This is a genomic window from Streptomyces sp. NPDC091281 (assembly GCF_044757425.1).
GTDB lineage: Bacteria > Actinomycetota > Actinomycetes > Streptomycetales > Streptomycetaceae > Streptomyces.
In genome coordinates, this window is record NZ_JBIVUY010000003.1 from 590,436 (window position 1) to 613,822 (window position 23,387).

20 protein-coding genes and 1 pseudogene are annotated in these 23,387 nt (G+C 70.2%); 15 read left to right on the forward strand and 6 right to left on the reverse strand.

The window, feature by feature from the left end; translation table 11 throughout:
* Positions 1-8 precede the first annotated feature (8 nt).
* Positions 9-1,352, forward strand: coding sequence for a M14 family zinc carboxypeptidase (locus ACIQPQ_RS10775; RefSeq protein ID WP_401302434.1), 1,344 nt, complete (start codon positions 9-11; stop codon positions 1,350-1,352).
* Positions 1,353-1,574: 222 nt separating this feature from the next.
* Here ACIQPQ_RS10775 and ACIQPQ_RS10780 read toward each other — a convergent pair whose 3' ends face one another.
* Together ACIQPQ_RS10780 and ACIQPQ_RS10785 are read right to left on the reverse strand one after the other, a co-directional pair.
* The gene (locus ACIQPQ_RS10780) at positions 1,575-2,417 is read right to left on the reverse strand and encodes an SDR family NAD(P)-dependent oxidoreductase (protein WP_401302436.1); all 843 of its coding nucleotides are present in this window, start codon (positions 2,415-2,417) and stop codon (positions 1,575-1,577) included.
* A 51-nt stretch (positions 2,418-2,468) separates the two neighbouring features.
* Positions 2,469-2,825 (reverse strand): nuclear transport factor 2 family protein, encoded by a 357-nt coding sequence (locus tag ACIQPQ_RS10785; RefSeq protein WP_401302437.1) that lies wholly within the window; start codon positions 2,823-2,825, stop codon positions 2,469-2,471.
* 164 nt (positions 2,826-2,989) lie between these two features.
* Here ACIQPQ_RS10785 and ACIQPQ_RS10790 point away from each other — a divergent pair, with 164 nt between their 5' ends.
* Complete coding sequence (locus ACIQPQ_RS10790) at positions 2,990-3,508, forward strand: winged helix-turn-helix transcriptional regulator (protein WP_401302439.1); 519 nt, start codon at positions 2,990-2,992, stop codon at positions 3,506-3,508.
* A 282-nt stretch (positions 3,509-3,790) separates the two neighbouring features.
* On the opposite strand, the gene ACIQPQ_RS10795 is transcribed toward ACIQPQ_RS10790, so the two are convergent.
* Positions 3,791-4,303: a GNAT family N-acetyltransferase gene (locus tag ACIQPQ_RS10795; protein WP_401302441.1), complete on the reverse strand. Its 513-nt coding sequence runs from the start codon at positions 4,301-4,303 to the stop codon at positions 3,791-3,793.
* A gap of 128 nt (positions 4,304-4,431) precedes the next feature.
* Between ACIQPQ_RS10795 and ACIQPQ_RS10800 the strand changes: the two genes are divergently transcribed.
* The 12 genes from ACIQPQ_RS10800 to ACIQPQ_RS10855 all read left to right on the forward strand — a co-directional run bounded on the left by ACIQPQ_RS10800 (position 4,432) and on the right by ACIQPQ_RS10855 (position 17,948).
* Complete coding sequence (locus ACIQPQ_RS10800) at positions 4,432-5,838, forward strand: hypothetical protein (protein ID WP_401302443.1); 1,407 nt, start codon at positions 4,432-4,434, stop codon at positions 5,836-5,838.
* A gap of 93 nt (positions 5,839-5,931) precedes the next feature.
* The gene (locus ACIQPQ_RS10805; RefSeq protein WP_401302445.1) at positions 5,932-6,522 is read left to right on the forward strand and encodes a recombinase family protein; all 591 of its coding nucleotides are present in this window, start codon (positions 5,932-5,934) and stop codon (positions 6,520-6,522) included.
* Positions 6,523-6,572: 50 nt separating this feature from the next.
* The gene (locus tag ACIQPQ_RS10810) at positions 6,573-6,938 is read left to right on the forward strand and encodes a hypothetical protein (RefSeq protein ID WP_401302446.1); all 366 of its coding nucleotides are present in this window, start codon (positions 6,573-6,575) and stop codon (positions 6,936-6,938) included.
* Between the two features lie 361 nt (positions 6,939-7,299).
* On the forward strand, positions 7,300-7,881 hold the full coding sequence (locus ACIQPQ_RS10815) for a hypothetical protein (protein ID WP_401302448.1): 582 nt from the start codon (positions 7,300-7,302) through the stop codon (positions 7,879-7,881).
* 155 nt (positions 7,882-8,036) lie between these two features.
* A complete protein-coding gene (locus ACIQPQ_RS10820; RefSeq protein ID WP_401302450.1) occupies positions 8,037-9,839 on the forward strand; it encodes an ATP-binding cassette domain-containing protein in 1,803 nt (600 codons plus the stop codon).
* A gap of 92 nt (positions 9,840-9,931) precedes the next feature.
* Positions 9,932-10,378, forward strand: a complete 447-nt coding sequence (locus tag ACIQPQ_RS10825) for an HIT family protein (RefSeq protein WP_401302452.1) — start codon at positions 9,932-9,934, stop codon at positions 10,376-10,378.
* Entirely contained in the window at positions 10,375-11,412 is a 1,038-nt protein-coding gene (locus tag ACIQPQ_RS10830; protein WP_401302453.1) for a phosphotransferase enzyme family protein, read from the forward strand. Before ACIQPQ_RS10825 ends, ACIQPQ_RS10830 begins: the two co-directional genes overlap by 4 nt.
* A complete protein-coding gene (locus ACIQPQ_RS10835; RefSeq protein ID WP_401302455.1) occupies positions 11,396-12,778 on the forward strand; it encodes an MFS transporter in 1,383 nt (460 codons plus the stop codon). Before ACIQPQ_RS10830 ends, ACIQPQ_RS10835 begins: the two co-directional genes overlap by 17 nt.
* A 114-nt stretch (positions 12,779-12,892) precedes the next feature.
* Entirely contained in the window at positions 12,893-14,380 is a 1,488-nt protein-coding gene (locus tag ACIQPQ_RS10840) for an NUDIX domain-containing protein (RefSeq protein WP_401302457.1), read from the forward strand.
* Between the two features lie 119 nt (positions 14,381-14,499).
* Positions 14,500-15,645, forward strand: a complete 1,146-nt coding sequence (locus ACIQPQ_RS10845; RefSeq protein WP_401302460.1) for a methyltransferase domain-containing protein — start codon at positions 14,500-14,502, stop codon at positions 15,643-15,645.
* Positions 15,642-16,505, forward strand: a complete 864-nt coding sequence (locus ACIQPQ_RS10850; RefSeq protein WP_401302461.1) for a class I SAM-dependent methyltransferase — start codon at positions 15,642-15,644, stop codon at positions 16,503-16,505. The genes ACIQPQ_RS10845 and ACIQPQ_RS10850 overlap by 4 nt, the downstream gene beginning before the upstream one ends.
* Before the next feature lie 42 nt (positions 16,506-16,547).
* Positions 16,548-17,948 carry a phosphotransferase gene (locus tag ACIQPQ_RS10855; protein WP_401302686.1) on the forward strand — a complete coding sequence of 467 codons (1,401 nt, stop codon included), beginning with the start codon at positions 16,548-16,550 and terminating at the stop codon, positions 17,946-17,948.
* A gap of 868 nt (positions 17,949-18,816) precedes the next feature.
* Here ACIQPQ_RS10855 and ACIQPQ_RS10860 read toward each other — a convergent pair.
* Positions 18,817-20,838 carry an RICIN domain-containing protein gene (locus ACIQPQ_RS10860; protein WP_401302463.1) on the reverse strand — a complete coding sequence of 674 codons (2,022 nt, stop codon included), beginning with the start codon at positions 20,836-20,838 and terminating at the stop codon, positions 18,817-18,819.
* Between the two features lie 798 nt (positions 20,839-21,636).
* On the opposite strand from ACIQPQ_RS10860, the pseudogene ACIQPQ_RS10865 reads away from it, so the two are divergent.
* A pseudogene (locus ACIQPQ_RS10865) lies at positions 21,637-21,831 on the forward strand (LLM class flavin-dependent oxidoreductase); the annotation flags it as partial.
* 46 nt (positions 21,832-21,877) lie between these two features.
* Here the strand turns inward: ACIQPQ_RS10865 and ACIQPQ_RS10870 are convergent.
* Entirely contained in the window at positions 21,878-22,267 is a 390-nt protein-coding gene (locus ACIQPQ_RS10870) for a PPOX class F420-dependent oxidoreductase (protein WP_401302465.1), read from the reverse strand.
* A 158-nt stretch (positions 22,268-22,425) separates the two neighbouring features.
* A complete protein-coding gene (locus ACIQPQ_RS10875; protein WP_401302467.1) occupies positions 22,426-23,304 on the reverse strand; it encodes an alpha/beta hydrolase in 879 nt (292 codons plus the stop codon).
* Positions 23,305-23,387: the final 83 nt, after the last annotated feature.

The following is a 23,387-nucleotide window of genomic DNA, read 5'->3' on the forward strand; positions in this document are numbered from 1 at the left end:
AGCGTTCCATGTACAGCAACAAGCAGTCGTCACCGCGCTGGCCGCTACCGCCCGACCTGGAGGCGGTGTCCGCGTCCCTCCCGCACATCACGGCGTTCCCCACCGTCGCCGAGATGAACAGGCGCCTGACGGCGCTCGCCGAACAGCACCCCACGCTGGCGACGATCCGACGCATAGGCACATCCCGGGAAGGCGAGCCGCTGCTGCGCCTGGACATCGACGGCGGTCCGCGCAAGGCACTGGTCGTGGGCGGCCCGCACCCCAATGAGCCGATCGGTTCCGTCACCGCGCTGCACCTGGCCGAGAAGCTGTGCACCGACCCGGACCTCCGTGTGCGCCTCGGGCACTCCTGGCACATCATCGGCTGCATCGACCCGGACGGCGCCAAGCTCAACTACTCCTGGTTCGACCGCCCCCACGACCGGCTGGCCTACTTCCGCGGCTTCTACCGACCTGCGTTCTTCGATCAGATCGAGTGGACCTTTCCCCTCGACTATCGCGGAGTGACGTTCGAGGCGTCCCTGCCCGAGGTCCGCGCCTGGATGGACTCCATCGATGAGCTCCAGCCCGATCTCATGCCGTCCCTGCATAACAGCGACACCGGCGGCGTCTTCTACTACCTCTCCCGCGACACCGGCGACCTCGCCCGGCGCCTCTCCTCCCTGCCTCCGCTGTACGGACTCACTCTGGACGCCGGCGACCCCGAGAGCCCCGGCGCGCCCCTGTACGCGCCCGCGGTCTTCGGCCAGTGGGACACCCCGGAAGAGATCGACTACCTGATCGCACACGACGAGGCCCCCGACAACTGGAGCGCGGGCGACTCCAGCTTTTCCTACGCCAGGAAGTACGCGACCACCGGCCTGGTCGCAGAAGTTCCCCTGTGGAGCGATTCCACGTTCGGCGACACCAGCGCCAGCTCCGTCCACCTGGACGAGCTGCGCCGACGAGAGCACGCCACCACGCAGCGCACTTTGCAGATCTTGGGCGACGCCTATGACAAGGCCGCCCCTCACATCGACGCCGAGTCGCCCTTCGCCCGAGCGTGCCGGGACCGCCTGGCGTCCCGACTCGTCCACCAGAACCCCGCGGCCGATCGCATGGCCACGAAAGCCGAACTGGCCTCCGTCACGCAGTCCCGGCATCTCCTGCGCCTGCGCTACGGAAGCATGCTCGTACGCCTGCTCGCGTCAACCCGCTCCGCGCAGGCTTTGCGCACACAAATGACCCGAACTTACGAGTCGTGGGAACGGGAGTCCGTGGCTGAAACGCCCCCTCCGGTACCTGTACACGTCGCCGCGAGCCTCCAATTGGCTGCGATCACGGTTGCTGCGGTCTCATGTCACCCGCGCTGAAGTGGTCACCGCTGTTTGGTAGGCGCGCCCTCGCTCGGCCGGACCTTCCCTCCTGCACTCCGGACTGAGTCTTTTCCCACCTGCCGCGGTGAAGAGCAGATGGCGCTCCTCGACCTGGTGGGGATTCGGGCGCCGCGGCGGAGGGCCGGGTCCAGACGCTCCCGAATGACGAAGGACGTACCGTACTTGCGAATCGTCCGCCTCACCCCGCAGGACACGGTCTCAGGGGCGCCGGGGGAAGTCCGCGCTTCGTGAGGCCGTTTCGAAGTCGTGCAGTTCTGCCGTCATGTCTGTCAGCTGCCCCTGCACGGCTGTGTAGCCGTCGGCGCCCAGGACGATACGGCGGGGCGGGGCGGGGCTGTTCATGGCGTCCACGACGGCGCGCACTCCGCGGTGGGGGTCGCCGGGCTGCCGACCGCTCTGTTCGATCATGGAGGAGCGGACGGACCGGATCAGGGGCAGGTAGGCGTCGACGGTCTCGTTCACGGCTTCGTCGGCGAATGACGCGTAGGCGTGTGTGCGGAAGGCTCCGGGCTCCACGGCCATGACCTTGATGCCGAACGGGGTGACTTCGTGGCGCAGGGCGTCGGTGAGCCCTTCGATGGCGTATTTGGCGGCGCTGTAGTAGCCGAAGCCCGGCACGCTGCGCAGTCCGGCGACCGAGGACATGTTGATGATCCATCCGCTACCGCGCTCTCGCATGCCCGGTAGGACGGCGCGGAGCATCTGCGTGACGGAGAAGAAGTTCAGCTCGAAGGTGTTCCTGACGTCGCTGTCGGGCGTGCCTTCGACGGAGCCGTACCATCCCCGGCCGGCGTTGTTGACCAGGACGTCGATCCGGCCGATACGGTCCTCGGCGGCTCGGACGGCCTTGTGGATCTCCTGGGCGTCGGTGACATCCAGGGGGTGGACCAGGACACGGTCGCCGTGGCGGGCGGCCCAGTCGTCGAGCAGGTGGGGGCGGCGGGCGGTGAGGACGACGTTGTCGCCCAGGTCCAGGGCGGCGTCGGCGTAGGCCATGCCGAATCCTCCGGGGGTGCCACCGGTGATGAACCAGGTCCTCATACCGTTCAAGCTCCTACATTGAATCGGGTGTGCGGGGGTGGGGAGGGCCGGTCAGGGGGCGATACGGAGTTCGCTGATCAGTCCGTGAGCCAGGACGAAGCGGCAGTGCAGGTCGACCCTCCCGCCGGGGAAGTTGCCTTCGAGGCGCTGGTGGACGGTGTACCGGTCGGGTGCGTCGCGTTCGGCGCCGGTGAGCGTGGTCGTGTAGCTGTACTCGGTGTCGGTCTGTCCGAGCCATCGGGTGATGGCCTTGATTCCCTCGTAGGTGCGTCCGTCGTCGGTGACGGTGCCGTGCGGTGCGAAGGCGGGTGCGGCGGCGGGGGCGTCCTTGGCGGCGCGGCCCGTCAGGTAGCGGGTGATCGCTTCGGGGAGGCCGGTGAGGTCGACCGGCGTCGAGCTCTCAGTCATAGGTTTCTCCATTGCGTCAGGGCAAGCGGTCACGGGGTGCGGCTCTTGTCACTGCCGGGCGGGCGCATGCCTGACCCCTGCCTGTGCGCACTACCGCGAAGGCTCGTGACTGCTAAAACAGAAGCCAGTAACTTCTACATTAGCAGTGACCTCGGGAGGGCGGCATGTCGAGTCGCATACGGCTGGAGGACCGGGAGTGTCCGCTGTCGACGACGGCGCAGCACGTCGGCGAGTGGTGGACTCTGCTGCTCTTGCATGACGCCTTCGACGGCTACACGCGCTTCGACCAGTTCCAGCAGAATCTGAACATCTCCACCAGCATGCTCACCGCACGGCTCAAGACGCTTGTCGCGGACGGTCTGCTGGAACGGAGGCTCTACCAGGACAAGCCGGCCCGTTACGAGTACGTACTCACCGAGCGGGGCCGATCCCTTCGGCCGGTGATCGTGGCCCTGGCCGCCTGGGGGAACCTGCACCTGGCGCCGCAGGAGCGGTCCATGATCTTGGTGGACGCCGCCAGCGGCGAGGCGGTCGAGCCGGTGCTGGTCGACGCCCGTACGGGACGCAGCCTCCACGACAGTGAGGCGTTCGTCTTCGCCGCCGGCCCGGCCGCGAGCACCGCAATGCGCGCACGATACGGGAACCCGCGCGGCCAGCAAGCGGGCAGCGCCAACGTACGGTAGGCATGCCCAGCCATCGCCGCCACCATCGCGTGCAGCGCACCGGCCTTCGCCAGTCCGGCCCGCTCCCTTGGTCGTCCTCGTCCAGTTCTGGTGTGTCCGGGGCGCACTGCGGGGCCAGAGCGCCGAAACCGGATGAACTCCCGTACTCACCAGCTCGGTCGACTGCGCGCCACGGGTAGCCTCCCTCACCGGCAGCGGCAGTCGGCAGCTGCGGGAACCGGGACGGGACCGCTGGCCGGGGCACCCCGACGGCGCACTCCAGGCCGGGGCCGGGCGAAGTCGTCAGGATGGAGCGCCGAGGGTTTTGGTCATGGCGCGGTTCACGTTCCGGTCGCGTCCGGGGATGTACGACTCGCGGGGGACGTACCCGGCGCTCTCGTAGAGGGCGAGAGCGGCGGTGTTGCGGTGCCCGGTCTCCAGCAGGATGCGCGTGGCTCCGTGGCGGGCGGCATGCGTTTCCAGCAGTTCGAGCAGCGTGTGGCCGAGTCGGAACCTACGGACGCGGAGGGCGACGTACATCTTCTTGATCTCCGCGGTGCGCGCGTCGAGGAAGCGCACCCCCGCGCAGCCGACCGGTTCGCGGCCGAGGCGGGCGATCAGGAACCGGCCGGGGGCGGCGAAGTCGTCTGCCGGTGTGGTGTCCGGTTCGTCGGCGAATCCGTAGAGGTCGATCTGCTCCTGGCGCAGGGCCCGGACCAGATGCCGGGCGTCCGGATGATCGTAGGGGCCGGGCTTGACCGAGATCGTCGGTCGTATGGCGTCCGCCGCGCTGGAGACGGAGTGCATCGAGGTCATGCGGGAGATAGTGCCCCGTCCACGGCGGTGAGCGCACGGAGGCCGTCCTGCGTGCGCAGGCGGGGACCGGCGGCGGTGCGGAGGCTCTGGAGGAGGTGGCGGCAGCGGATGGACCGGACGTGGGGTGGGTGGTCGGCGAGGTGCAGAACCTCGTGCAAGCCCTTCAAAGCCCGCAGGCACGCCAGGAAGCCGACCAAGCCGCTCGACAGGTCCACCAACGGCTACCCGAACTGATCGACTACCTCGCCCACCAGCGGCTCACCGGCCACCAGGCACCTGTGACCGCAGTACTGGCCTCGCATGAGGCCGTCCGCCGCCCCGGCAAAGTGCGCCCCGAGCGGTGGGACGCCTTCCTTGAGGACCTGCTGCACCACACCGGCCTGTTGGTCCACCACGCAGACGGCCTCGGCTTCCACCACGAGACCTTCCTCGAATACCACGCAGCCCGACACGCCACACGCGACCAACAGGCGCGCACGCAACTCCTCGACTCATTGTTCCCACCCAGACAAGAACCCCAGGCGCCCGCTCTCGAACCGTCCTACCTGGGCTTCCTCCTCGATGCTCTCCTCGCCTCCCCCGGCGGCATCGCAGCCGAGACCAACAACAGAATCGAAGCCCTCACCAGCCAGGGAGGCACAAGTGCCTGCGACTTCCTCATCAAACAGGTGGCCCTCAGGACCCGCCTCCCCACCAAGCCCACCGCAAGCCAACTCACTCGCTTCGCTCAGCACAAAGCCCTCGACGGCTTCGCCCGCGTGCGGGCGGCTGAGTGCCTGACCGGGGTGGAGGGGTACAGGAATGCGGGCGCCGACCGGCTAATCGCCTTCGCCGACGATCCCACCCTCGGCATCAACGACCGCGAGCAGGCCGTATGGATCCTGTCCAGGGTCGATGGGTACCGGGACCGGGCTGACCAGTTCTTCGCCCAGATTGTCGGTGATCGTACCCTCGCCGTATTCTCCCGTCGGCGGCTGGTCCGCCAGCTGGCCCAGGAGGACGGATACCAGGACTGCGCGGCCCGACTCTTCGCCCGTCTCTGCGATGACCCCGCCTTCGGCGACTACAACCGCCTCCAGGCGGCCGAGTACATGGCTGGAGTGAACGGCTATGAGGAGCTGGCTGCTCGGCTCCTCTCTCCGTTCGTCGACAGCCCTTCCGGCAATGCCTCCTTCTGCGTGCGGGCAGCCCGGGCCTTGGCCAGGATGGACGGGTACAGGGAACCGGCGACACGCCTTCTCTCCGCGTTTGCCGACGGCACTGATCTGAGCGTCTCAGCCCGCATACAAGCAGCCCAGGGCCTGGCCGGGGTGGACGGGTACAGGGCTGAGGGTGCCGACCGACTGATTGCCCTCGCCAACGATGCGGGCCTCAGCATCTCAGCCCGCGTGTCGGCGGCTGGGGAGCTGGGCAGGGTGGGGGACCGCAGTCGTGCTGACCAGATCCTCGACCAGCTTGCCGACGATCCCGCTGGCCGGGCACTGGCGCTCTCCTACATGAGCCGCCCCGCGCGGAACCGAAGACGCAGATACTGATGCTGGAGAAGTTCGGTAGGGGATCCCCCAACGAACACGACTGATCTTGCTTGGCAGGGATGACCGACCAGGGCGGACGGCGTCTCATTTAGGGTGTCCGGTGATCTGCACGGTCAGCGGGGGCTATCCGTACGCTCCTCGGCTCTGACCGGACTCCTCACGGGCTACGCCCGCTGCTTAACCGACGACCAGGACCTCACCGCCCAGCGCGAGATCCTTACCGGCCTCGGCGTCCCCGAAGACCGGATCTACCTCGACCGCGGACTGACCGGCGCGCACGGCGGAGACACCCTCGTGGTGACCAGACTTGACCGCCTCGCCCGCTCCGTGCCCGACGCCCGCGACATCGGCGACTCCCTCGTCGCCCGCGGCGTCAAGCTTTCCCTCGGCGGCAGCCTCTACGACCCGGCCGACCCCATGGGCAAGATGTTCTTCAACATCCTGGCCGCCTTCGCCGAGTTCGAGGTCGACCTCCTGCGCCTGCGCACCCGGGAGGGCATGGCCGTTGCCAGGGCGAAGGGCAAGCTCAAGGGCAAGAAGCCCAAGCTGACGGCCCGGCAGCAAGCCCACCTGGTCGAACAGCGCGCCACTGGCGAACACTTCATCGCCGACCTTGCCGAACTGTTCTCCGTCAGCCGGGCCACGGTGTACCGAGTGCTCGAACGCGCCCGTATCAGCCCCTGAGACTCGCGGCGGACCGCTCTCACCAGCGGGAACAGCGACGTTTGGGGCTCATGGCACATCCGTTGATGGCACCCGGTGTCCTGCGGCCCGGCGCCCTTCGGGGGATGGACCACTTCCCGCCCAACAGCGCCAGGGCCAAGGTGGGCACCCGGACCCTGAAAGGCCCCGAGGCGACGTCCACCGTACACATCACCTGGGACCCGACGACCGTCCGGCTCAACAGCTACATGTCCACCCGCTACGAGGACGGCCACGTCGAGCCGTTCCACGGCTCCTCCCGCCTCTACACCCCAGAGGACCTCCGAACGGCCCTCGCCGAAGCCGGGTTCACGGTTCACGGCGCGTTCGGCGGGTGTGACGGCAGCTCTCTCACCGGCGACAGCACGCGATGCATCGTCGTCGCACGCCGGGCATGACCGGCTCGCCCCGGGGCCCTGGCGGAACCGGGGCCGTCAGGTGGAACAGCGAGCCCTGGACCGTGGACGGCGGAAGGTGCTTCTCCTCGACCGGCCGCGCCGCGGTCCCGGCGATCTCCTCCAGCTGAGCGAAGGTCGGCCACCGGCCCCCGGCCGCACCGCGCTCGACCGCGTGTCGAAACACCTGGGCCACCGCCCAGGCCTCCTGGGTGGCGGGCCGGGGTCCAGGAGGCAGCCGCACTCCCAGATACCGGGCGAGCTCCTCGAACCCTCTCCCGACACCGGGACAGGCGGTTCGAGCGAGCTTCACCGCGTCCCAGCGGGTGAGGGAGGCCAGACGCGGGCACGCGGCCCGCTCGGTGTGCAGCAGCGAGGCCTCGATGAAGCCCAGCGCGGCGACGATCCGATGTGGCTGCGCCGTGACATGCCGCTCGATCTCGCGCGTGGCGAGTCCGGCGGACCCCTCTGGGAGTTCGTGAGGCAGTCGTGGCGGCCGCGGCTTCTTCCAGGAGGAGTGAAGCTCCTCGCGGATCTCCTGGTGAACCCGCCACAAGGGCTGGAAGTCCGCCCCGCTGAGAGCGAGGGTGGCTCGGCCGCAGGAACAAGGCCGCCGGGCTGGCGGCGCATCTCCACATCGACGACCACGAAGGTCGTGGAACCGAACTCGGCATTCATCATCCGCACCGGCATCACGGCATCGACCGCGTGCGGCGGTGCGCGGCCATTGCGGCGTGGCTGCGGCCAGCCCGCCGGGCCACGCCCGCTCGTCGGTGCGAACCTCGGCGATTCGGCCAACCACGCAGCTTGGCAGACCCGGTGCGCCGGACGGGTTCGTGCATCTTCCACGTGCCGCCACCCGCTCTATCTCGGGAAATCGGGAGCGACTGAAACACACCAGTTCGATATCTCGGCCAGCTCGTTGAGCATCACGGACCAGCCGTGACCGACAGATCGGGGGACAGCTTGAGCACGGGCAGTACATCCGAGCAGCAGGGCGAGAGCGCGTCGGAGGCGGGCCCTCCGGAGGATGCTGTGAGCACGCCGCAGGAGGAGGAGTTCCTCTACCGGGATACCTCTCGGCTTCAGGCTGGCGCGCAGATGACGACCGTCACGATGGCGCGGCGCCTGCCCGCGCTGGTGCTGCGCTCGTTGAAGATGGCCTGGCGGGTCGACCGGGTCGCGACGGCCGGCCTGCTGGCCTGCCAGGTCGGCACCGGCGTGCTCGCGGCCTTGGGCCTGCTGGCCGTCACCGGGACCCTGACCGCGCTGATCTCCTCCGGCGACATCTCCGACCGGCTGCGGGAGGCGGCCCCACAGCTGGCCGTCATCGCAGCGGCGACCGGCCTTCGCGCTCTGCTGGGCATCACGGTGACGTGGCTGACCGGGCGGCTGCGGCCCTTCCTGGCTGGGGCCGCGGAACTCACCATGATCGAGGCGGCGCTCGGCGCCGAGCTCGCCGCGAACAATCAGCCCGGCTACAACGACTTCTACGACATCGCCGACCGCGGCTCCCAGGTCACCCCAGACCTCGTGGAGGAAGCCCAGGACGTGCTGGCCGCCACCGCGACCCTCGCGGCCGGAGCCACCGTCCTCGCCGTGATCCACCCGCTCCTCCTCCCCTTGCTGCTGCTGGCGTGCCTGCCCCAGGCGGCCGCCTACGTGCGGGCCGCACGCGTGGTGTACCTGGCCGGTCTGGAGACCTCGGGTCGGCGCCGGATGCTGCACAAGCTGCGCTGGCACATGGCCTACATGGAGTCCAGCGAGGAGATGCGCGCCTGCCTGGCCGGCCCGTTCCTCCTCGGCCGGTATCGGCGGCTCGCCGCCTCGGTCAACGCCGCCGAACGCAAGGCCGCGGATACGGGCGCGTGGATGGGCCTCGCGGGCGCGGCCGCCGGCGGGGTGGCCTCGGCCGCGGTGTGGGCTGCGCTGCTGTGGCTCCTGGCCTCCGGGCGCATGGACCTGGCGGCCGGAGGAGGCGCGGTCTTCGCCCTCCAGACGGCGACCGGATCCGTCCGCGGCATCATCAACGGCGGCGCCCGGCTGGTGCGCACCGGCTGGTACGTGCAGGACTGGCAGAACTTCCTCGACAACGCCCACGGCCAGGCCATGGTCGGCTCGCGTGGGACGAAGACGCTGTCCGCGGCCCCGGAGCGGTTCGAGGTCCGCGATGTCACCTACCGATACGACGGCGCCGAGCGGGACAGCCTGAGCGGGGTGTCGCTGCAGGTACGGCGCGGCGAGATCGTGGCCCTGGTCGGAGAGAACGGATCGGGGAAGTCCACGCTGTCCCGGCTGCTCTGCGGCCTGCTCCTGCCCACCTCCGGCGAGGTGGCCTGGGACCACACGAGCACGACCGAGATGGAGCCCTGGAAGGCCTGGAAACACGTCGCCCTGGCCCCGCAGAGGTACACGTACCTGCCGCTGACCCTGCGGGACAACATCACCTTCGGGCAGGGCGACCGCAGTGACGCCGCCGTCCTGGCGGCCTGCGCGGCGTCCGGAGCCGCCGACATGCTGCCCGCTCTCCGGTCCGGCCTCGACACCCTGTTGACCTCCGAGTGGTTCGGCGGCCAGCAGCTGTCCGGCGGGCAGTGGCAGCGCGTCGTGCTCACCCGGGCCTTCCACCGCGACGCGGCCCTGCTGGTGATGGACGAGCCCACGGCCGCCCTCGACGCCCGAGCTGAGCACCACGTCTTCACCGGACTGCGGGAGCTGGCCAAGGACCGGGCCATTCTCCTGATCACGCACCGGCTCACCAATGTCGCTGTGGCCGACCGCATCGTCGTCCTCGACGAGGGACGCCTGGTGCAGGAGGGGACCTATGCGCAGCTCACCCGCGAGCCGGGGCTGTTCCGCTCTCTTTGGGAACTCCAGCGGCGCACCACCGGGGAGGCAGCATGATCCCCGACCCTCAGGCCCAGTCCGCGCACTCGCCGGCCAGCAGCGTCTGGCCAACGGATTTCATCGCGCTCCGGGTCGGCCCTGGCTGCCCGATGTGCCAGAACGACTTCGACGCCGACGACATCGGCTGGGGCCTGCTTGTACGGCGCGGGGAGGTCAGCAACCCCTACCTGTGGCGCAGCGGCCACGTCCGCGCGTATGCCGTCGTGATCTACACCGGCCGTCATGTCACCGAACCCACCGAGCTGGACGAGGAGGAGGCGGCCGCCTTCTGGCGCGACGTCCTGGCCCTGGGCCGCGCGGTGGAGGCGCTCCACGAGCCGCTGAAGACGAACCACCTGCTGCTGGGGAACCAGATCCCGCACGCCCACTGGCACTGCGTTCCGCGACGTGAAGCCGGAACGGACCCGGCGCCGGGCGGCCCGCTCCCCTTTGACGCGCTCGATCTAGGACTGCGGGACGAGGAGCAGCTGCAGGCGGATGCCCGAGCACTGCGCCAGCTGCTGTCTCCCTCCGGCCGACCGGGGGCGCCGCGATGAACGGCTCAGAGTCGGACGTGATGGTCGTGGCGGGGATCCTGACGCTGTTCTACCGGATCGTCCCGACCTTGGTCGGCGAAGGTCCTGCGGGGACCGCCACTCGCAACTACGTGGCCCGGGACAGCGACGGAGCCCGGTGGTTCGTGAAGACCTACCCGGCGGGCACCGATCTGGACGCGGAGCGCCAGGCGCTCAAGCTCGGCGAGTTCGCGCGGCTCGGCCGGATCCCGGTGCCGGTAGTGCGCAAGACCCTGGAAGGTGACCTCATCGCGGCCGCCGGCGACACGGCGGTGTCGGTCGCGGCGTTCGTCGAGGACACGGAGACGGCGGAGGGCGGCCTGTCCGGCGACCGGTGGGCCGCGGTGGGCGAGACCGTCGGGTGCCTGCACCGGACCCTGGCCCGGCACCCGGCCGGGTCTCCGCGCCGTGTGCCCCCCTGGGAAGTCTGCGACGTGAAGCGGGCCCGGCAGCGCCTTGACCGGCTGCTCGCCCTCTTCGCCAAGAGGCCGCCTACCTCGGGATTTCCCGCCTGGGCACGGGAGACCGCCGCCCAGCGGCTCGACGCGCTGCCTGCCGTGGCCGCCATGGTCAAAGGGCTGCCGACGACGTTGACGGTGCAGACCGTCCACGGAGACCTGGCCTCGCCCAACCTGCTCCTTCGCGGGCAGCAGGTGGCGGCATTGATCGACTTCCGGCCGCCCGGTCACCGCAGCCCCGCCTGGGAGCTCGGGCGGATCGTCCTGGACCCACGCACGGTTCTTGCAGAGCCGCAGTGGCTCACCGGCCTCGCCGAAGCTGTCGCTGCCTACCGGGCAGCCAACCCGGCGTTGCCGACCGAAGAGCTCCTCGCCGTGCCCCGCCTTGCCGCCGGGTACCTGGCCTGCTCGGTGTATCCCCTGTCCGAGGCCGTCGACGACCCGGCCGCCGTCACCCCCGAACTCGACGCGTACGGCCGCAACCGGCAGGCGGCCATGGCCGAACTGTGCGAGCGCCTGCCGGAAGCCGAGGAGATGCTCCATGACCTCCTCCACTGACTCCTTCTCTCCCAGCACCCGGCCGTCGTTGTGGCGGCACCGCACCTTCCGCCGCTACCTGACCGGGCAGGCAGCCAGCGTGACCGGCAGTTCGATCAGCAGCGTGGTGATCCCCGTGCTGGCGGTGCTCGAACTGGACGCGACCACCGCCGAGGTCGCCTGGCTGACGTTCCTGGGCCAACTGCCGCCCGCACTGCTGGCCCTGCCCGCCGGGGCTCTCGCTGATCGACACTCCAAACGGAGGCAGATGATCGCTGGCGACCTGGTCAACGCCGCCGCGCTGGCCAGCGTGCCGGTGGCGGCCGCGCTCGACCGGCTGTCCCTGACCCAGCTGATGGTGGTCGCGGCCGTGCAAGGCGCGGCGGGGGTGCTGCACGATGCCGCCGCGATCAGTCTCCTGCCCAGCCTGGTCGACCGGTCCCTGCTCCAGCGGAGCAACAGCCGCGTCGGCAGCCTCTTCGCCGTCGCCGCCACCGCGGGCAGCAACCTCGGCGCCGCCCTGACCACGCTCCTCGGCCCGGCCCGGGCGCTTCTCGGGGATGTTCTGTCCTACCTTGTCAGCGCCTGGTGCACCGCCCGCGTCCAAGCCCCCGAATGCGCCCGGCCGGCAGCGGAAGTCCGGCGTCTGCACACCGAGATCGGTGAGGGCCTGCGCTACGTGAACGGCGACCACCGGCTGCGCACCCTGACCCTCGTCAACGCGACGACGTCGTTTGCCCTGGCGCTCCTCAATACCTTGTGGGCGCTGTACCTGCTCCGGTCCCTCGCCATGGGCGCGACCGCCTTCGGCGTGGTCCTGGGCATCGCAGCCCTGGGCGCGGCGGCCGGCGCTCTGGCCGCCCCCTCGCTCGCGGCCCGGTACGGGCCCGGGCCGATGATGCTCGCCGCACTAGCGATCACCCCGCTCACTCAGATCCCATTACTCCTCGCCTCCCCGGGCCTGGTCTGGCAGTTCGCCATCGGTGGTGCGCTGTTCCTTCAGCTGGTCTGTGCCGCGGCCGCGGGGACGACCCAGCGCACCATTCGCCAGGTCGTCACCGCCGACGGCATGCAGGCCCGGATGCAGGCCGTGAGTACCTGGCTCACCTCCGGTGCACGGCCGGCAGCCGCGCTCCTCGCCGGCGGACTCGGCACCTGGATCGGCGTGCGCCCAACCCTGGTCGCCGGCACCTGCCTCCTCCTCGTCCCCCTCATGGTTCTCTACCGCTCCCCGCTGCGCAGTCTGCTGGACATGCCCAGCGCGCCCGCCGTGGCTTCTCCTTCAGCCGAGTCCGTCACACCTCCCACGCCGTCGGGGCCGACCGTCCCCCATCCCGCAGTCGCCGTGGATGTGCGGCACGACCGCTCCTCGGAAGGCGGCCCGTAAGGACGAACCCGGACACGGCCCCCAGCCCGGAGCCGTCATCGGCGAGCCCTCCGTCAGGCGCGCCCTTCCCTCCCCCGCCCGTACATCCCGCCCCACACGTCCCGAGGTGACCACGTGCCGCCCTCCCGCTCTGATATCCGCGCGACCATCGACACCTATCTCAGCCGGCATGCCGCGGAACGACCTTCCCTGGAAGGGCTGCTGGCTCTCCTCGACACCGTCGAGGAGCCGTCCAGCCGCGCCACGCTGCCCGGCCACGTGACCTGCAGCGCCGTGGTCATCGACCGCGACCGCCGGGTGCTCCACATCGGCCATCGGATGACAGGGCTGCGACTTTGCCCCGGCGGCCACGTTGAGGAGGAGGACCGTACGCTCCTGGCCGCGGCCGTACGCGAGGTGTGCGAGGAGGCCGGATTGCGCCCCGGTGACCTGTGCCTGACCCCGCAGTTCCTCGCCGAGCCGATCGACGTGGACGTCCATGAGATTGACGCCAATCCGGCCAAGGGCGAGCCCGCTCACCAGCACTTCGATGTCCGCTTCGCGTTCTACCTCACCGCCGAGCAACCGCCCGCGCTCGCTCTGCGGGACGACGAAGTCGCCGGGGCTCGGTGGCTCCCGTACGCCGACGTGCGATCTCCGACACTTCGGGCCAAGCTCCTGGCCGCCGAGGCGGACGGCCTCGACGGGTGCCCGGAGCCCGTCAGCGCCAGCGCCCTGATCCATGACGGAGCCGGCCGGTACCTCCTTCATCTACGAGATGACCGGGAAGGCGTGTGGGAGCCCTGGGTGCTGGCCCTCGTGGGAGGCAAACGGTCGCGGGACGATGCCGGCCCCGATGCGACACTACGACGTGAGCTTGCCGAGGAGGTGCCGGGTCTGGTGCCCGCGGAACTGATGCCGTTTGCCGTCCAGGAGGCGACGAGCGTTGACGGCCTGGCGGTGCCCACCAGCGTCTATGCCGGGCGCTGGAGTGGGGATGCCGGGGCGGTGGATCTCCGCGAAGGTGTCCTGCTGACGTGGTGCACTGTGGACATGCTCGACCGGCTACGCCTGAGCCCCGGGCTCGGGGAGCTGATCCGGCGCCACGCGGCCGAGCACCCCGCGAACGAGGGACCGCCGGACGACACCGATCCGCTGCCCGAGGAGGCCCCGCCGGGGACCGAGCCGCACATCGTTGGTGTCCACCTCCATCTCCAGGACGACCACGGTCGGATCCTCCTCGGCCTGCGCCACCCGGATTCCGCCTTCGCGCCGGACACCTGGCACTTCCTGGCCGGCCACTGCGAGCGGGAAGCCGCGATCGACTGCCTGGTCCGGGAAGCGAAGGAGGAAGCAGGCATCACCATCGCGCCCGAGGACGTCGACCTCGTCCACACGGTGCACCATGTCGGCTCCCCCCACGTGCGGCCCAGGATCGCGCTCGTCTTCCAGGCTCGCTCCTGGACCGGCGACCCGGAGGTCCTGGAGCCCGACCGGTGCGTGGAGTGGCGTTGGTGGGAGCCGCAGAAACTTCCGGCCGCAGTCGTGCCGTACACCCGACGGGCGATCGACGGAATCTTCCGGGGGCGCCCGTACTCCGAGGACGGCTGGGGCGAGCGATGAGCACTCTGGACATCTGTCCCGCCGCCGGACCGGTCGGCGGGGCCACGCCGACGGATGCGCAAGCGGATCCGGCAGCCGCGCGAGCGGTGATGGTCGCCCGGCTAGAGGAGGAGGGGTCTTTGCGGCCGGGCCCGGTCCGCGACGCCCTCCTCGCACTGCCCCGTGAAGTGCTGATGCCGCAGGCGTACGTACGGCGCAGTGCCCCGGGCAAGGAGCCGCCGCGGTGGGATCTGCTGGACTGGTCGGCGCCGCAGGACCGCCCCGAGCTCCTCGGGCTGCTGTACGGCGGGGCCAGTGTGCTCGTCCAGCACGACGGGGAGCCGCTGCTGGATCGGACACGGGGGACGCGGTCGGGGGCGTCGATCACGTCGATGTCGACGGTGATGGGCTTGACCGCCTCGCTGCTGGAAGAGCTGGATCTGCGCCCGGGTCTGCGCGTGCTGGACGTGGGGACGGGCGCGGGGGCGACCGCCGCGGTGGCCTGTCAGGTCTGTGGCGACCGGGGGGTGATGACGCTCGACCGGGACCGTCACCTCACCGACGCGGCAGCTGCCCGGCTGGCCGGCCTCGGCTTCCGGCCGCAGGTGGTGTGCGGATCGGGCGAACAGGGCGTTCCAGGGCGGGAGTTCGATCGGATCTTCGTGTCGTACACGGTGGAGCACGTGCCGACGGCCCTGGTCGAGCAGCTCGCGCCCGACGGCAAGCTGCTGGCGCACGTGACCAGCGCGTCCCCGTCGTGGCCCGGCCTCGCTGTCGTCGGACGCACCGCCGACGGGCGGATCACGGCAGAGCTGCGGGCCGTGGAGTTCGCCCACCGCGCTGGGTACGGCATGGCGCGGATCTGGCTCAACGAGGAGATCCGGCAGCGTATGGCGACCGAGCCCGGCACCTGGACCCAGCGGAGCAAGCTGGCGCCGCCCGCGGACAGCGACCGCGGATTCTGGCTGGCGGCCGACCATCTCCTCGGAGGCGGTCTGGTGCGGGACTTCGGGTCTGAGCACCTGGCGATCGGCGCACCTGGCTGCGGATCCTGGATGCGCGCGGAGCCGGTGGGCCACCGGCGCTGGAATGTCACCGTCCGAGGGCCGCGGGACATCTGGAAAGAGATCCAGGACCTCGCCGACCGGTGGCGGGCCGCACGCTCCCCCGACCGCTACCGCCTCTACTTCGACGCGGACGGCGGGCAGCGCGCGGCGTCCGAATGCCGACGCCTGTCCTGGCAGCTACCCACCCCCCACCCGCGCGATGAGGGAGCCACCCCGTGACCTACCCCGACGGGCCCCTTCCGGGCCTTGCACCGGAGCAGGAGACCTTGTTCGAGGGCGCGGCGTTGGCCTACGCCCGCCACCGCCCCGGCCTGCCGGAGGCGGCGCTGCGCCTGCTCGCCGGCACGCTGCGGGGCCGGCCGTCCCCGGTGCTGCTCGACCTGGGCACCGGGCAGGTGCCCCTCGCGCTTCTGTCCGCCGGCGCTGAGCTGACGCACATCGGAGCCGTCGACGTCAGCCCGCAGATGCTGCATCAGGCCAGGCAGGCCCTCACCCCCGTGCTCGGCCACCGCACCCTCACCTTGGTCCATGCGGCGGCCGACGCCTACGAGCCGCTCGCGACGCTGCCAGGCGAACCGGAATCCGGCCCGGACCTGATGACCTTCTGCCGGTCCTACCACTGGATGAACGGTGAGGCGGTCCTGGAGATGGCCGACCGGGTCGCCACACCGGGCGGCGCAGTGGTGATCATGGGCGACGGGAGCCTGTGGACCCACGACGCCGACTGGACCCGTGCGCTGCGCGAATTGATCCAGCGCTACCTGGGCGCCGAGCGCCGGGCGGGCACCCGCCGTGCCTACGCGGAGCCCCGCCGCTCGTACGAGGAGGACCTCGCCGACTCGGCCTTCAATGACGTCACCGAGCACCTGTTCCCGGTGCCCCGCGCCTGGGCGCCGCACAAGGTGCTCGGCTACCTGCGCCCCACGTCGTTCGCCGCTCCCGAGCTCTTCGCAGGGGGGCACCAGGCGTTCGAGGACGAAGCCCTCGCCCTGCTCCACGCGCACGTGGTGGACGGGTCTCTGGTCGAGGAAGCGACGTTCAGGGTTCTGCTCGCCCGGCGTCCGGAGGAAGCGCGATGAGCAGCGAGCAGCGGCACACCGAGCCGGTACGTCCACCTGATCCTGCGCCGGGAGACCGCCGACGGGCCGCAGGTTCTGCTGTCCCGGCGGGCCGGGCAGGTGTACGCCGCCGGCCTGTGGCACCTACCGTCGGGACATCTGGACGGTCCGCACGAGGACGTGGTCACCGCCCTGATCCGCGAGGCGCGGGAGGAGACCGGTGTCGTCATCGACCCGGCCGACGTGCGGGCCGCCGTGACTGTGCACCACCGCGGCCCCGGAGGCGCCAGTCGTACCGGGCACTTCTTCGAGGTCCGGCGGTGGAAGGGCGAGCCGGAGATTGCCGAGCCGGACGTCTGCGACGCGATGGACTGGGCACCCCTTGCCGCCCTGCCCGCCCCAGTGGTGGCGTACTGCCGTGCGGGCCTGGACGCCTACAGCGCTGGCGCGCGGCTCGCCCTGCACTTCCAACTGCCCGGCGACAGCATCGCCTTCGACCCCTGTGCCGACCGGCTGCTCATCGTGCCGGACGTGACCGGCCAGACATCTGCGGCCCGCCCCGACGCTGCGGTCATGGAGTTTGCGGAGCGGGCGGTCGGAGGGATCGCGCAGTGGACGGATACGTCGTGGGCGCGCGAGGAGAGCCGGGTGTGGCGGGTCCACGGCGTCCAGGGCGGCACTTGGTATGTGAAGGTGCACCAGAGCGAGCGGTTCCACGGCAGGGAAGTGCGGGGGCTACGGACGTGGGCACCTGGGCTGGGGGCGGCCGCCCCCCGGCTGGTCGCCGCCGACGAGTCCCTGCGGGCGGTGGTCCTCACCGCGGTGCCGGGCCGCCCGCTGCACGGCGCCGTTCTCGCCCCGGAGCGGGAGAGGAAGGTCTTCCACCGGATCGGGGCGCTGGCCCGCCGCATCCACCAGTCCTCTCCCCCACGGCCCGCTCCCGCCGGCAGCGGCCCGGCCGTGGCCAACGCCGACCGGCACCTGGCCGGGGCGCGGTCTCATCTGCAGCAGGGCGATGAGGAGTTCGTCCGCGAACTCGTCCGGCAGGCCGAGGACCTGCCACCACTGGAGTGGGTGGAGACCCACGGAGATTTCCAGCTCCGCAACATCCTCGCCACCCCCGACGCAGCCGACAAGACGGACGACCGTGAGGTCTTACTGGCGGTGATCGACCTCGAGCGCAGCGAGCCGGGGCCGGCCGTACGGGATCTGGTTCGCCTGTCCGACGCCTGGGCTGGCCGCGACGACCTCTTCGAGGCGTTCCTGGCCGGGTACGGCAGGTCCCTGACCGCCGCCGAACAGGCCCGCCTCCTCATCGACGCAGCGCTCGATTCCGTGAGCGGGATCGCTTACGGCGCCGCCCACGGTGACCCCGAGCTGGTCGAACGCGGCCGGCGAACCCTGGCCCGGCTCCGCGCCGAGCACTGTGCCGCCCTCTCACCGACAGGTGATTCCCTTACATGAGCCCTACAAGCGCACAAAATATGAGTTATTTCTCGGCGGACGGGGCACACGCGAACGCCCCCCGGGCCCCGGCTCCGGCTTCTCACCCCTTGCCGTGCTGCCGGCAGCAGCGCGTCCCGGCCGGGGCCGGGGATCAGCGGGCGGACGGGATCCTGAGCCCCGTCCTTGAGCAGGCCGGTGGCCGAGCCGTCGGCACCGCGCACGATCCTGCCGTCGGTCGGGCCGGCGGGTCGGCAGCGCGTCCAGCATGCTGTGGTGGGGCGCGGTCCCGGCGGGCTGCAGTCCCGCGAAGTTCCAGCCCTCGGCGGTGAGCCAGCCGTCCGGCTCCGCCGACGCGGTGTCCTCCAGCATCTTCTTCAGCGCCGCCTGGAGCTGCGGGACCGTGAACTTCTCGTCGTCCAGGCTCTTCTGCAGCGAACGGGAGGCGGCGCCGTCGTCGACGGCGCCGGACATCACCCGGACCCCGTGCGGTACGCGAAGGCCGTCCCCATCGTCATCACCCATATCGGCGCGAGGCACGGCGGCCTGGCCGGGCTCATGACCGCCGGACACATGGCTCACGCGTACGGCCGTCCGCCGTCTCCGCCGCGTACGCCCGCATTGAACCCGGACGCGTCGGCATCGTCTGGACCGGCGACCGCACCGGGCCCAGTTCGGCTTACGCGGTCGTTCCTGTTCCACCCCAAATCGTCTGGTTCCTCTTGACCAACAACACGACCGGCGTGCGCGGCTGGTCGGAGGAGACGGTCCTTTACGTTGAGGGCTCACTCCCGGCCTGCTGGCTGGCGGGGACGGCGGTTCATGGGTCAGCCCGGTGTCCCCGGCACCTGGAGTGCCGGGGACACCGGGTGGCGTCGGGCCCGGAGGACTACTGGGGAGTGAGGGTGAAGGACTGGGCCGCGTTGCCGCTGGAGCAGGTCCACTGCTGGAGGCGGGCGCCGTCGGCGGTTGAGACATCCGTGACGTCCAGGCACTGGGCCGGATTGCTCCGCGGCGTCAGGGTGTACGTGCCGCCCGTCCCGGGGACCGGCTTCCACTGCTGGTTGGTGCCGCCGCCGTAGGACCAGAGCTGGATCTTCGCCCCGCTCGCGGCGCCCGCACCACCGGTGACGTCCCAGCTGGCGTTGGCCGCGTTGCGGCTGGCGACCCGGTAGTAGCCGCTGTCGGTGGGCTGGAACTGCCACTGCTGGTTGGTGCTGCCCGGCACGCACGCCCACTGCTGGACGGCGGCGCCGTTGGCGGTCGAACCGGCCGTGTCATCCACGCACTTGCCGCTGTTGATGTTGGTGACCGTGTACCACTTGGCCGGGTCGATCGGACCTGAGGTGCCCGATCCGACGTCGGGCCAGATGTACGTGCCCACCGTCTTCGCGGGCAGCGTGCTGCTGATCTGCCGGCCGCCGACGCGCAGCGTGACGGGCTGGTTGGACGCCGTCTGGTTGACGACGACGGTCACCAGGCTGCCGTCGGGGTTGAGGAAGGCGACATTGGTGACGCTGCCGCTGTTGCCGTTGTTCGTCTGAACCCGGGTGGCACCGCGGGCGACGAACTTCGAGAACTGGCTGACGAAATTGTATTCGGGCAGTGCCCAGTACGTGTCCGGGTTGCTCGGCGACTGGATGAGCATGGTCGGGTCGGGTGCGCCGGACCACTGCTCGGGGCTGCGGTTCTGGTCGAGCATGGTGACCCAGTCCTGGTACATGATCGACTGGTTGCGGAAGTACTGGACGATCCGGTCCGCGCCCGCGGTGCCCCATACGGCACGCTCGGTCATGGCCACGTCCTTGGTCGGGTAGCTCGCCTTGACCTGCGCCATGGCGGACGGGTCCCCGCCGTAGTCGTGGAAGGCGACGCCGTCGACCGAGTTGAACGCGCTGCTGGGCGAGCCGGGGCTGCCGAGGACACCTGCGGCAAAGGCGGGACCGTCACCGAAGTTGTGGTCGTAGGTCCAGATCTTGGTGGTCGAGGCGCCGTTGTTGTTCAGCTCGGTGCGCAGCGCGGTGGCGATCCTGCGTTCCTGGTCGGCGGTGAGCGTCATGCCCGGGTAGTCCGGCGGCGAGAACAGGGGCTCGTTCTGCATCGTGACGGCGTACAGCGGCAGCCCCTGGCCCGCGTAGGCGGTGACGGCCTTGCGCAGGTAGGTGGCGAGCACGGGGATGTTCGCGTCGGGGAGGGTGCCGCCGATCAGGCTGTTGTTGCTCTTCATCCAGGCCGGCGGACTCCACACGCTGCCGAACAACAGCAGGTTGGGGTTGATCGCCTTGGCTTCCTTGAGGACCGAGATGATGTTGTAGTCGATGTCCTTCTGGATGGAGAACCGCGACAGGCTCGGGTCGGCCGCGCCGTCGTCGTAGGTGTAGAACTGCCGCGCGGTGAAGTCACTCGAACCCAGCGCGATCCGGGCGATGTTGAAGCCGGCGCCGTTGACCGGGTCGACGAGTTTGCGCAGCGCCGCCGTACGGGCCGCGGGGGTCATCCGGGACAGATTGTAGATCGTGGACTCCTCCAGCGAGGAACCTACGCCCAGGACTGACTGGAACCGGGTCGACGTGTCGGCGGTGATGGTGGCCGTCCCCGACGCGGTGGACACGGTCAGGTCGGCCTGCCGCGACAACTGGTACCGGGTCGCGGCAAGGCCCGCGGCCGGGTTGGAGAACCAGTTCGCGTTGGCAGGGCCGAATCCCGAGGCAGTCGACTCCGAGCTGAAGTACAGCTGAACGGGAGCAGCGGCCGCTTGCGCCGACGGTGCGTTCACCGTGGTCACAGCGACGGGTGCGAGCAGTGCGCCGACCGCCGCCGCGGTCATCGCGAGCTTGGCCCGGCGGCTGCGGATCGCGGGGCCGACGGTTCGCGTCCGCAGCCGCCGCCAGTGTGGGTGTCTCAGAGGCACGGAAACTCCTGATCGGGTGGGGGGATGTCGGCTGCCGCGCGGCGCGAGCCGATGTCACTTACCGTCCAGCGCCGGGCGTGCGGGACAGGCGCGGGACCGGACGGGGCGTTCCGAACACGGGAGGCTGATGCGACTGCGGTGAACGGTCGAAGGGGCGGACACAATTCATTCAGCGCTTTTTACAAGTCGTGAATTTAGAGGCGGCCTCGGAGCACCGTCAACCCTCGTGTCACAACAGGCACTTGCGGCGGAGAGCGGGACGGAGGTGGTGAGGCGTTCTGCCCGACGGCTCCGGCCAGGCGCTGAAGTGTTCGGTCACAGCCTGCTGGCCACCACCCGCAACTGGCCCGACGAGCCCCGCATGGCCGCCCTGCCCGACCGCTCACACCGACTGGAGGCAGGCAGGTGAATCAGACGCTGAAGACCATCCTGGCCGGCCCGCTGCAGAGGGACGAGGACGCGCTGCGTCCGGAGGCGAGCCTGGAGGACGCCGGACTCGTCTCGCTGGCGATCGCCGGGCTGGACCTGCTGCTGGCCGAGCACGGCGTCGCGCTCGCCGCGGTCACGACCGTCGGCGCCCTTGACCAGCTGGTCGACGAGCACCGGGTGGCCAACGATGACCTCGTCGAGGGCACTCGGCGGACCACGATGTGCGAGGGAGGGTTCGTACGCCTGCCAGGCCAGGAGAGCAAGGACCGCGCGGCCCGCGCCCGGAAGACCGGCCGCCTCTCACGCGACGTAGCCCTCGACCAGCGGCTGCAGGCCCGCGCGGCCGGCGACTCCGCCTCTCACCGATCCTCCCCCAACCTGGCCGCACAGCAAGCCAGTACCCTCCAACGCTTTTCCGCTGGCCGACTGCTGCTCGACGTCGTGACGGGAGGCGAACGCGACGAGCAGGCCCGCTTCGGCGACCATCTGGTCAAGACCGACCGCTACGCGCGCACCGACGAGTTCCTCATCGCGCTGCGCGGCGCCTGGAGCAGCGAGCCCTTCAGGACAAGACGCTCCTTTGGGTGCCTGCTCGGCTTCCGGTGGCGGTTCACCGCGAGTCCAGGGTGATGCGGATGCCGACGGAGCCGCGCGTGCCGTTGCGCAGACGACTGCTGAGGAGAGTGAGGCGCCCCACAATGCCGTATTTACCGGCGATGAGCTTGCGGTAGCGGGCAGTTGTCTCGGCATCGCAGATCTCGGCCGTGGCGGAGACCTGGTCTCCGAGCGGATTGCCTCGCAGATCGCAGGGACCTACGAGGATGTCGCCGCGGGCGCGGATGCGCTTGGTCTTGTAAGAGAGGGCGGGGGTCCAGATGCCGAGGGTGTCGCCATCGCGTACGACCCAGACGGGGGTGGGAACGGGACTTCCGTTCTTTCGGTAGCTGGTGACGAGTAGGTATTTGCCTGTGCCCAGGCTTTCCAGCGCAGTGACGCCCATGGGGGGGAACGGCCTCCTGGGATGAGTGAAAGCATGAAGGTGGCGGTTGCTGCCGCAGAGAGAGGCGGCAGTGGCGGGCGCCGTGCGGGCAACCGCCGCCGTGCACGGGCCGGTCCGCAGGCGGGACGGACGAGAGCGGGCGGCGGCTGCCGTGAGGGTCAGAGAATCTTCCGGAGGAAGCCGTCGATCTTGGTGACGGCGGGGTCGACGTACTCGGGAAGGTCGTAGAAGTCGAAGTGCGTGCCTCCCTCGATGAGGAAGAGTTCCTTCGGTTCCTGAGCTGCGGCGTAGGCGGCCTCGCTCTGCTGGAGGGTCTCGGCCTCGGTACCGGCGATGAGCAGCAGCGGGGTGGGGGCGAGGAGTTCGATGGTGTCCAGGGCGGAGAACTGGGCCATCTTGTCGTACGACCACAGCAGCAGCTTGTTGTTCCAGGCGGGGTCCTGGTTGCGGTCGCTGAGGTAGAACTTCTTGCCGTTGTTGACCCATTCACCGCCGTCACCGTCGGGCATGAAGGGTACGTAGTGCGGTTCCGCGCCCTGGGCGTACGCCTCGCGTGCCGCGGCGGCGGCCCCCATCGTCTGACGCCAGTCACCCGCGTAGCCGCTGGTGATGGTGGCGCGCAGGTCGGGCAGTCCGCTGACGGTCGCGACCGCCTTGATCCGCCGGTCGGCGACCGCGGCGTAGGGCACGTAGCCGCCGCCACCGCACACGCCGACCGCCGCGATCCGCTCCCGGTCCACCTCCTCGCGGCCCACGAGGAAGGTGACCGCGTTCTTGATGTCCTCGGTCTTCGCGTACGGGTTCTCGTCGAAGCGGGGCATCCCCTCGCTGTCGCCGTAGCTGGTGTGGTCGAAGGTGAGGGCCGCGTACCCCAGTTCGACGAGACGGGTGCCGTAGGCCGCGGGGGACTGCTCCTTGGTGCCGGAGGCGGCTCCGATCACGACGACGGCCGGGACGGCGCCGGTGCGGGTGTCGGGAAGGTAGAGGTGGCCGGTGAGGCGATTGCCGTGACTGTCGAAGGAGATGTCCAGACGCATGACTGACTCCCTTTCGGGGGAAGTTCTTTCGGGCTCGGCCATGAGTATTCGACGGTGAACACGCTCTGACCAGGGGAGAAAGT